Raw genomic sequence first — 10,000 nt, 5'->3', positions numbered from 1 at the left:
GGCCTGTCCCTGCTGACGCAGATCCCGCACGCCCAGAAGCTGGAGGTCGCCTTTAATGAAAAGGTCGATCAGCTCGGCAACGATATCGAAGTCGTGGTCTATGGCGAATTTGCCGATGTGACGGCCTTGCGCGCCTATAAGGACCATCCGCTGTATCAGCAGTCGATTGATATTGTGCGCCCCTTGCGTGAGTTGCGCGTAGCGGCGGACTACACGGTCGAAGCGGCGGCCACCACGGCGTTGTAGAACGAGATGATTTTAGGTGGAAACGGCATAGCGCCATAGCACCTCCCCTGATTTCAGGGGAGGGTGGCGCGTAGCGCCGGGTGGGGTTAAAGCCGTGGTGTTAACCCCACCGTCTTTGACGCCTGAGCGGCGTCAAATCCCATCGCTTGCGAAAGCTATACTTTCGCTGCGCTATACCCCTGAAATCAGGGGAGGCGCTTGTTTGATGTTTCCATCAAAAGTCCTAACGTCTAAAAACACGTTTCCCCTTTTTACTGAGCTGCTTTAATCTCCTTCCAAAACATAAGGGAGGATGATCATGCGCGCCTGTTTTGTCGCCCAAATGCTGGCCTGTGTAGTCGCGGTTTTGAGCCTGTCGCCCGCGCTGGCGGCAGAAACGATCCCTCAAAAGGCGGGTGTCGTTATCCCCCTGTGGGACAAGGGCGCACCGGGCTTTGAGGCCTTGCGCGACGTGCCCGAAACATCCGGCGACTGGTGGGTGCGGGGCGTCAATAATCCGTCCCTGACCGTGTTTCGTGCTGACCCCGCCCGCAACAGCGGCACGGCCATCATCGTCCTGCCGGGCGGGGGGCACGAAAACCTCGTCTTCAATTCCGAAGGGCTGAAACCGTCGCGCTTTCTTCAGGTGCAAGGCGTGACGGCCTTTGCGCTGAAATACCGACTGGGGCGCGAAAGTGATAACCCGAAAGCGGATTATGACATCGCCATCCACGGCGCGGCAGATCTGAGGCGGGCCGTGCGCTGGGTGCGCGCCCACGCCGCCGAATATGGTATCAAACGCATCGGTGTGATGGCCTTTTCCGCCGGGGGCGAGCTGGTGCACATGACGGCCTTTGCGGGGTTTGACGGGGAAGCAACGGCGGCCGACCCGGTGGATCGCCTGAGTGCGCGTCCGGACTTTATCATCGAGGTCTATCCGGGGCCTTTGGGCGTGCCGGAGCGCTTTGAGACGGCACCACCCCCGGCCTTCTTCCTGACGGCGCACGATGATCGCGGGCCGGTGGCGGTGCTGGACCGTCTGTCGCGGCTCTATGCGGCCTGGCCGGACGTGCCGGTCGAAACGCACATACTGGCGGCCGGTGGTCATGCCTTCAATATGGGCGAGCGCTCGAACCTGCGCGCGGTCAAGGACTGGCCCGCGCGGTTGTCGGACTGGCTGATCGACAGGGGCTATGTCACCGTGCCATAATTGGGCCGCGCGCCGATGCTATCGGCATCCCTCATTAACCGGGGAGTTTCATGAGCCTTGTGCGTCACGCGACCGCGATAGGGATGGGCCTGACGGGGCTGCTGATGGGCGTTGCTGCGGCGCAGACGGCCTCTCAATCGCCTGAACCGACGACCGAAGCGAGGCCGCTGAGCGCCGCCGAGGCCAGCGAATGCCGCGCCATTGCCGAAGTGCTGCGCGATCGTCAGTACGACATCATGGACAGCCTGATCGTGCGTATCGAACGCTCACCCAACCTTTCGACCGAGGGGCTGGAGGCTGCTAAAAAGTCGCTCAGCGAAGCCGATGCGGCCATCAAGATCGCCGAAGGTCACACCGAACGCTTTGTCTTCGCCGCTGTGGCGACCCCCGCCGTCAAGACAGAGTTAGGCAAGGTGGACAGCGACACCCTGACGCCGCGCCTGAATGATTGCCTGAAACGGATGCCGCTGAAAAACTAGAGTAGGATGATTTTAGGTGGAAACGGCTTCGCGCTTTAGCACCTCCCCTGATTTGGCTTCGCCGAACTTCGTTTCAGGGGAGCCGGGCGGCCGGTGCCGGTGGCCCGAAGGGCCGGGTGGGGTTAAAGCAGCGGTATTTAATCCCACCGTCTTTGACGCCTGAGCGGCGTCAAATCCACCTCCCCTGAAATCAGAGGAGGAGCTGGAAACACGTTTCCACCTAAAATCCTCTTCGCCCTAACACTCCACCACATTGACGGCCAGGCCGCCTTGCGAGGTTTCCTTGTACTTCGACGACATGTCGAGGCCGGTCTGGCGCATGGTTTCGATCACCTGATCCAGCGTCACCTTGTGCGGGCCTTCGTCGCGCAGGGAGAGGCGCGCGGCATTGGCGGCCTTCACCGCGCCGATGGCGTTGCGTTCGATGCACGGGATCTGCACCAGCCCGCCGACCGGATCGCAGGTCAGGCCCAGATTGTGCTCCATGCCGATTTCGGCGGCGTGCTCGATCTGAGGGGCGCTGCCGCCCCAGACGGCGCTGAGGCCCGCCGCCCCCATCGAACAGGCGACGCCGACCTCGCCCTGACACCCCATCTCGGCTCCGGACAGCGAAGCGCGCTGCTTATAGATCATGCCGATCCCGGCGGCGGTGAGCAGAAAGCGCCCGATCTTGCCGTCCGAGCGCGTGTCGGCCTCGCTCCAGCCCTCAAAGGCGCAGTAGTAGCGGATCAGAGCCGGGATAATGCCCGCTGCGCCATTGGTGGGGGCCGTGACGACGCGCCCGCCGGCGGCATTTTCTTCATTGATGGCCATGGCAAAGACGTTCAGCCAGTCGAAAAGGCGCTCGGATTCCTGATTGTGCGCTTCGGTTTTCAGCGTCTCAAACAGGCGCGGCGCGCGGCGCTGAACGCTGAGGCCACCCGGCAGGATGCCACTGGTTTTCAGACCGCGGTTGATGCCTGAATCCATCACCTCCCAGATGCGTTTCAACCCGGCATCGGTTTCGGCGCGCGGGCGGCGGGCGTCTTCATTGGCCAGCACAACGTCATAGATGTTGAGATTATGTTGCGCACACAGGTGCAGCAATTCGGCCCCCGAAGTTAAGGGTAAGGCCGCCTTCTGACCCACACTGATGCGGTCGTTTTGCGCCGGAGCCGACAGTTGCGCCGCTGAGGCGATAAAGCCGCCACCGGTCGAATAGAGGGTGCGCTCAAACACTTCGACACCCGCCGCATCGTACAGGCGCACGCTCATGCCATTGGGGTGCAGGCGCGGCGTGATGTCGCCGCGAAAGTCGATATCGCGGCGGTAATCAAAGCCAATCGTCGGGCCGCCAAACAGCGAAATCTCTGGGGCGGTTTTCAGCGCTTCATAGGTGGCATCGGCCCAGTCGGGATCGACCTGATCCGGCTCGGCTCCCAACAGTCCCAGCACCGCCGCCTTGTCCGAGCCGTGGCCAATGCCGGTCAGGGCCAGTGAGCCCTGAAGCTCCACGCGCACGCGCGCCGCCTGATCGAGCACCCCCGCCGTCTTCGCCTCGGTCAGGGCGCGGCGCGTAATGCGCATCGGCCCCACCGTGTGCGAGGAGGAGGGGCCAATGCCGATCTTGAACATATCGAGGACGGAAAGCATGGGGAAACTCGATGCAGATGTAACTTCGTTGCGGCTTAACACGGTTTGGCCTGCCGCAACATCCTGATTGTGCGATGGGCAAACCCCGTTATAGAAGAGGGAAGGGAGGCCATGCATGACCCAGTTGTATGAGATCGGACAGGGACCGGAAGCCTTGGGGCCGCAAAAGCCCCTGTTTGGCGACGACCGGACGCTGATGCGTGCCGGGCTGATCATCGGCGCGGTGATCTTTGCGTGGAAGCTCTATATCGCGATGACGGCCAATGTCATCTGGGAAGAGGGGCACTTCGCCGTTTCCGGCCTCTACCCGGAACTGGGCTATCCCGATATCCCTGCTGGTTTTCCGCTGCTGTCGCGGCTGGTGACACTGGTCTTCGGCATGGAGGTCCTGCCGCTGCGGGTGCTGTCGCTGCTGATCGCCACCGCCATACCCTTTGCCATCTGGTTTATGGCCAAGCCGGTCGTCCCGGCGCGTCAGGCCATCTGGGCCGCCATCCTGTCGCTGCTGATCCCGCCGCTGTCGATGTCGGGGACCATCTTCTATCCGGAAGGGCTGTTGCAACTGCTGCTGGCCCTGATGCTGGGCTGCCTGATCCGCGCCTTCAAGACCGATGAGTGGAAGTGGTGGCTTTTGACCGGCCTGTGCGGGGCGCTGGGCCTGTTTGTGCACTTCCGCTTCCTGTTTCCCGGCGCGGGGATTGTGCTGTTTGCCCTGCTGACGCCGGCCGGGCGGCAGTTGTGGACGCGGCCCAAATTCTGGACGACCGGGGGCGTGGCGGCGCTTGGGCTTCTGCCGTCTCTGCTCTACAACGCCTTTAACGACTGGCCTGCCATCGCCTTCCACGTCACCAACCGGCCTGTGTGGCGGCCGGAACTAAAGCTGATGACGGCCTTTCTCAATCAGCAGATCGGGCTGGTGTCGCCGGTGTTTTTTGTCGGCCTGATCTTTGCGGCCAAGACGCTGTGCTGGGATAAGCGGCGCACGCCTCTGGCGCTTCTGGGCATTGTCGGCGCATTTATCTTCGGCTTCTATTTCATTCAGTCACCCGCCAATGCGCAGATCATGCCGCACTGGCCGTTTCTGGCCTATGTACCGCTTGTGGTGGGGCTGCCCGCCGTGCTGATCCGCTTTGTGGATGGGGCTAAAACGATGGGCGCGCGCCGTCTGCGTCAGGGCGTGCTGGCGCTGGGCCCGGTTCTGGCGCTGGGCGTCGGCATCGGTATCACCGTCTATGAATACGCCTGGGCCCATACCGAAAAGCTGCCGTGGCAATGGAAGCAGATCAACTTCATGCGCAACGAAAACTGGACCGTGCTGCACCCGACCCTGATCGAGGCCGAGGCGCTGGCGCGGCAGCAGTTCGGCCCCGAAGTCGCCGTGGCGGTGTCGGGCCACGTCCCGGCGGTGCGTCTGGAATTCCCCAACAGACCGACGCGCACCTTCTATACGCTGGGCGAGCCCTATGACCGCTTTTCGCGCTTCGGCACGGCGCGTCAGACCTGGGGGCTGGGCCTGAGCGACCTGATCAAGACGCAGGCGGGCAAGGGTGTGGTGCTGGTCCTGCCCGACCCTAGCTATCTCTACCATCAGCCGGAGGAGCTAAGTTTCCGCCGCGACCTGTGTCAGCGCTTTGACGACCTGATGCTGTATAAGCGCGTCGAGCTGCCGCCGGGGCGCAATGTGGTGGCGTTTTACACCGGCCGCCTGCGTAAGGACGCCGTGAAGTCGCCGCCCGCGCCGTGTGCCCTGTTGCCGGAGCTTTATATCGCGCAACCGCCGCGTGGGCAGTTCCTTGAAGCCACGGCGCAGACCAACTATTTCGGTATCGCCGCCGATGCTCAGGGCGTGACCCGCGTCGATATTCTGATCGATGGCAAGCCGGTGACGCAGGCCCATTACGGCCTTGATCCGGAAGGCTTCAAGACGCCCGACGCCCTGCGCTACGACCCAAACTGGCCGAAGCTGCAATTCGATTTCAAGCTGGATAAGGCCGGGCTGACACCGGGGCCGCACACCCTGTCTCTGCGCGCCACGCGGACCGACGGCACCACGGTCGAAGGGGCGGAAAAGACCCTCTATATTAAGAAATAGCCGCCGCTCCCGAAGCGGGCTATGCTGCGCAAAAAAAGGGAGGCTCCGCGTGGGGGTAAAACGGCCAACATCCTTTGACATAGCGGCGCTGGCCGGCGTTTCGCAGGCCACCGTATCGCGCGCGCTCAGCCAGTCACCGGCGGTGTCCGAAGAGGTGCGAAAGCGCGTCTTTGAGGCGGCGCAGCAGCTCAACTACACGGTCGATGTCAATGCGCGCAAACTGCGCTCAAAGAAGATCAACACCATTGCCGTGCTGATTTCCGAAGACCTCGATCAGGACAATCCGATCAACCCGTTTTTTGTGCCGCTCTTGGGGGCCATCCTCAAATATGCCGGGCAGAGGGGCTATGACGTCCTCACCTCGCTGCAACAGCAAAGCGCAAGCTGGAGCAATGATTATGGCTTTGCGCGGCGCGCCGATGGCCTGATCCTGCTGGGCTATAAGGACTATGACGACTATGTGCGCAAGGCCGAGGGCTTAAGCGATATCGGCGAACCGTGGGTCGTCTGGGGGCTGGTGCAGCCGGGGGCGGGGCACAGTGTGGGATCTGATAATGAACAGGGTGCCTATGAGGCCGTGTCGCACCTGATCCGGCTGGGGCGGCGGCGCATCGCCTTTCTGGGCGAGGCCTCATCCAGCCATCCGGAGTTTCGCGACCGCTATGACGGCTATGCGCGGGCGCTGCGCGAAAACGGCCTGAGTCTGGACGCCGATCTGATGGCCGACTGCTTTATCTCGCGCGAAGACGGGGCGGCGGCGGTGGCGCGGCTCATGCAGCGCGGGGCAGAGTTTGACGCGGTGTTTGCCACGGCGGACCTGCCGGCCATCGGGGCCATGCAGGCCTTGCAGAAGCAGGGAAGGCGCGTGCCGCAGGATGTGTCGGTGATCGGCTTTGATGACCTGTGGGCGGCGGCCTGCACCACCCCGGCGCTTTCGACCGTGCGGCAGGATACGACGGCAGCGGCTCGCGCGCTGGTCGATGCGCTGGATCGCATGATCGCCAATGCGCCGGTTGAGCCGGTGCGCGTGCCGACGCGGCTGATCATCCGCGAAAGCTGTGGCGGATAGGTAAAAAATAACCCCGTGCGACGGGAGACGCGCAGCGGGGTTAAAAGGTCAGGTTTGAGAAGAAACCATTCCAGGGCTGAAATGGCGGTTCCGCCGCGTTGCCACGGGCAGAAGGGGTATCAGGGGGGAGTCGTTGTGTGGTTATCCCTGTAAAATCGTTTGACCGGAAACTAGGTTGTGGGGCGCACAGCGGCAATCTGAATACGTATTCAACGCGAGCCGCGCCGTTCTGAATACGTATGCACGCACCCTTGGCAGGGCGGTGTGCTAACCACAGGACAAACGCCGACAGCGATAAAACACAGGGAGACAGACGATGACAGTTCGCGCAAAGCGCTTTAGCTTCGGTACGCCAGTTTTGATGGGGCTTGCCATGACGCTTACCGCTACGACCGCAACGATCGGCTGGGCCCCGCCCGCCGTGGCCGCCGCCGAAACGCTCGATGCGGCCTATAGTCAGGCGACGGGGCTGGCGGTCATCGCCACCGCTGAGTCGCCCAATAAGGTCCTGTCGGTCAAGGTCTTGCTCGATAATGACGGACGTCTGTCCTATGCCGTATCGCGCAAGGGCCATGAGATTATCGCGCCGTCGCGGCTGGGCTTCATTCTGGCCGATCAGCCCAAGCTGGACCGCAATTTCACGGTCGAAAAGACCGCCACCTCGGCCTTTGACGCGACGTGGGAGCAGTCGTGGGGCGAATGGCAGACCATCCGCGATACGCACACCGAACTGCGCGTCGATGTGGTGCAGACAAAGTACGACAATCGCCGCATGACGGTGGTGTTCCGCCTGTTCGACGACGGCTTCGGCTTCCGCTATGAATTCCCCGATCAGCCGCAACTGAAGACGCTGAAAATCACCGACGAACTGACCGAGTTTGCCGTCAGCGACAAGGCGACCGCCTACTGGAACGTCGCCGGCGAATGGAACCGCGAAGAATATATCATCCAGAAGACGCCGCTGGCCGAAGTGTCTGAGGCTCAGACGCCGATGACGCTGAAGACCGACTCCGGCCTCTATATGAGCTTCCATGAGGCGGCCCTGATCGACTATGCGGCCATCTGGATGCGTCGCGTCGATGGGCAGCGCCTGAAGACGCGGCTGGCCCCGTCGTCCATCGGCCCCAATGTGGTGCGCGACGCGCCCTTCCCGACGCCGTGGCGCATGGTGATCGTGACCGATAACGCGCCGGACCTTTATCACTCACACATCCTGCTTAACCTCAATGAGCCGAACAAGCTGGGCGATGTGAGTTGGGTCAAGCCGTTCAAATATGTCGGCATCTGGTGGGATATGCACCTCGGTACCAAGACCTGGGAAGCCGGGCCGAAGCACGGGGCGACGACCGAATACACCAAGAAATACATCGACTTTGCGGCCAAGCACGGTTTCCGTGGGGTGCTGGTCGAAGGGTGGAATAAGGGCTGGGAAGACTGGTTCGCCACCGGCGACCTGTTCAGCTTTACCGAGGCCTATCCCGATTTCGACCTGCCCGCCCTGTCGGCCTATGCCAAGAAGAAGGGCGTCCATATTGTGGGCCACCACGAAACGGGCGGCAATGCGGCCCATTATGAACCGCAGATGGACGCAGGCTTTGCCCTCTATCAGCAGAACGGCGTCGATGCGGTGAAGACCGGCTATGTCGCCGATGCGGGCGGCGCCAAGGTGATGGGGGCGGACGGCAAGCCCTACTACACCTGGAACGACTCGCAGGACATGGTGCGCCACTTCCAGAAGGTGACCGAGACGGCGGCGAAGTATCATATCGCCATCAATACGCATGAGCCGATCAAGGATACGGGCCTGCGCCGCACCTACCCCAACTGGGTGTCGCGCGAAGGTCAGCGCGGCATGGAATATAACGCCTGGGGCAATCCGCCCAACCCGCCGGAGCACGAGGCCAGTCTGGTCTTCACGCGAATGCTGTCCGGTCCGATGGACTTCACGCCGGGCGTCCTCAGCCTTCAGGGCAATGGCAAGCCGATCTATTCGACCAAGGCCAAGCAACTGGCCCTCTATGTGGTGCTCTATTCGCCGATCCACATGGCCGCTGACCTGATCGAAAACTACGAAAAGGAGATGCCGGCGTTTCAGTTCATCAAGGACGTGCCGACCGACTGGGCCGATACAAAGATGCTGAACGGCGAGCCGGGCGACTACGCCACGCTGGTGCGCCTCGATAAGCACAGCCGCGACTGGTATCTGGGGGCGGTGACGGACGAACAGGCGCGCAGCCTCGACATCGCGCTCGATTTCCTGACGCCGGGCAAGACCTATGAGGCGCAAATCTATCGCGACGGCGACGATGCCGATTACCGCACAGACGCCCGCCATTCGATGCAGATCGAAAAGCGCAAGGTGACCGCCAAAGACCGCCTGACGCTGAAACTGGCGCCCGGCGGCGGTCAGGCCATCCGTTTCAAGGCGCTGTGACCATGCGCGCTTTTGCTGCGATCCTCGCCACCCTGCTCCTCGCTATACCGGTGGGGGCAGGGGCCGCCGATCCTGTGCCGACGCACAGCGTCAGCGCCACCGCCGATGTGCCGCACGGCCGGCTCGATAAGTATGAGGCCTTCCCGTCGCGTTTTGTCAGTGCGCGCCATGTCTGGGTATGGGTGCCCGAAGGTTATGACCCCAAGGGGCCGCGCCTGCCGGTCATCTATATGCACGACGGGCAGAACCTGTTTGAGACGTCCACTGCCTATGGCGGCAAGGAGTGGGGCATAGACGAGGCCCTCAGCGCCATGGGCCAGAAGGCCATCGTCGTGGGGGTATGGAATTCGCCCACGCGCTATGCCGACTATTTCCCGCAAAAGCTGGCGGCCTTTCTGCCCGCCGATATGCAGGCGCAGGTGATGACTATGGCCAAAGGGCCGCTCAGGGCCGACGACTATCTGCGTTTTCTGGTCGAAGAGGTGAAGCCCTTTATCGACCGCACCTATCGCACGCGCCCCGATGCCGCCCATACCGGCATTATGGGCTCCAGCATGGGCGGGCTGATCTCGCTCTATGCGCTGGGCGAATACCCGCAGGTGTTCGGGCGCGCGGCCTGCGTGTCGATCCACTGGCCGCTGATGGCCCCGCCCGCGACGCCGGAAGCGCGCGAGGCGGCGGCGGATGCCGCGGTGCAGGCATGGGAGGCGTGGTTCAGCACGGCGAATTTCGACCCGAAGCGTCAGCGGCTCTATATGGACCACGGCACGCGCGACCTCGATGCCAACTACCGGCCCTATAGCCTGAAGATGGAAGCGGTTCTGCCGCGTTATGGCTGGGTCGAAGGGCGCAACTGGCG

At 62.5% G+C, this 10,000-nt stretch carries 8 protein-coding genes; 7 read left to right on the top strand and 1 reads right to left on the bottom strand.

Annotated features, from left to right (window positions below; translation table 11 throughout):
* The 3 genes from LDL37_RS05480 to LDL37_RS05470 form a co-directional block, all read left to right on the top strand.
* The coding region (locus tag LDL37_RS05480) for a Dabb family protein (RefSeq protein ID WP_290795376.1) at positions 1-246 on the top strand (246 nt) is incomplete at its 5' end.
* A gap of 298 nt (positions 247-544) precedes the next feature.
* On the top strand, positions 545-1,435 hold the full coding sequence (locus tag LDL37_RS05475) for an alpha/beta hydrolase (RefSeq protein ID WP_290795375.1): 891 nt from the start codon (positions 545-547) through the stop codon (positions 1,433-1,435).
* A gap of 50 nt (positions 1,436-1,485) precedes the next feature.
* Positions 1,486-1,914, top strand: a complete 429-nt coding sequence (locus LDL37_RS05470) for a hypothetical protein (protein WP_290795372.1) — start codon at positions 1,486-1,488, stop codon at positions 1,912-1,914.
* Between the two features lie 237 nt (positions 1,915-2,151).
* Here LDL37_RS05470 and LDL37_RS05465 read toward each other — a convergent pair whose 3' ends face one another.
* Complete coding sequence (locus tag LDL37_RS05465) at positions 2,152-3,546, bottom strand: L-serine ammonia-lyase (RefSeq protein ID WP_290795370.1); 1,395 nt, start codon at positions 3,544-3,546, stop codon at positions 2,152-2,154.
* A 115-nt stretch (positions 3,547-3,661) separates the two neighbouring features.
* Between LDL37_RS05465 and LDL37_RS05460 the strand changes: the two genes are divergently transcribed.
* The 4 genes from LDL37_RS05460 to LDL37_RS05445 form a co-directional block, all read left to right on the top strand.
* Positions 3,662-5,638, top strand: coding sequence for a glycosyltransferase family 39 protein (locus LDL37_RS05460; protein WP_290795368.1), 1,977 nt, complete (start codon positions 3,662-3,664; stop codon positions 5,636-5,638).
* A gap of 49 nt (positions 5,639-5,687) precedes the next feature.
* The gene (locus LDL37_RS05455; RefSeq protein WP_290795365.1) at positions 5,688-6,707 is read left to right on the top strand and encodes a LacI family DNA-binding transcriptional regulator; all 1,020 of its coding nucleotides are present in this window, start codon (positions 5,688-5,690) and stop codon (positions 6,705-6,707) included.
* 373 nt (positions 6,708-7,080) lie between these two features.
* Positions 7,081-9,141: a glycoside hydrolase family 97 protein gene (locus LDL37_RS05450; RefSeq protein ID WP_290795363.1), complete on the top strand. Its 2,061-nt coding sequence runs from the start codon at positions 7,081-7,083 to the stop codon at positions 9,139-9,141.
* 2 nt (positions 9,142-9,143) lie between these two features.
* The coding region (locus tag LDL37_RS05445; RefSeq protein ID WP_290795361.1) for an alpha/beta hydrolase-fold protein at positions 9,144-10,000 on the top strand (857 nt) is incomplete at its 3' end.

This window comes from Asticcacaulis sp. (assembly GCF_020217185.1).
Taxonomy (GTDB): Bacteria; Pseudomonadota; Alphaproteobacteria; order Caulobacterales; family Caulobacteraceae; genus Asticcacaulis.
The sequence above is the reverse complement of the archived record's forward strand: the minus strand, read 5'-3'. Positions and strand labels throughout refer to the sequence as shown.

Bases quoted from the DNA above. Each gene is read 5' to 3' on its own strand.
- LDL37_RS05475 (WP_290795375.1), top strand. From the start codon at position 545: ATGCGCGCCTGTTTTGTCGCCCAAATGCTGGCCTGTGTAGTCGCGGTT.
- LDL37_RS05470 (WP_290795372.1), top strand. From the start codon at position 1,486: ATGAGCCTTGTGCGTCACGCGACCGCGATAGGGATGGGCCTGACGGGG.
- LDL37_RS05465 (WP_290795370.1), bottom strand. From the start codon at position 3,546: ATGCTTTCCGTCCTCGATATGTTCAAGATCGGCATTGGCCCCTCCTCC.
- LDL37_RS05460 (WP_290795368.1), top strand. From the start codon at position 3,662: ATGACCCAGTTGTATGAGATCGGACAGGGACCGGAAGCCTTGGGGCCG.
- LDL37_RS05450 (WP_290795363.1), top strand. From the start codon at position 7,081: ATGACGCTTACCGCTACGACCGCAACGATCGGCTGGGCCCCGCCCGCC.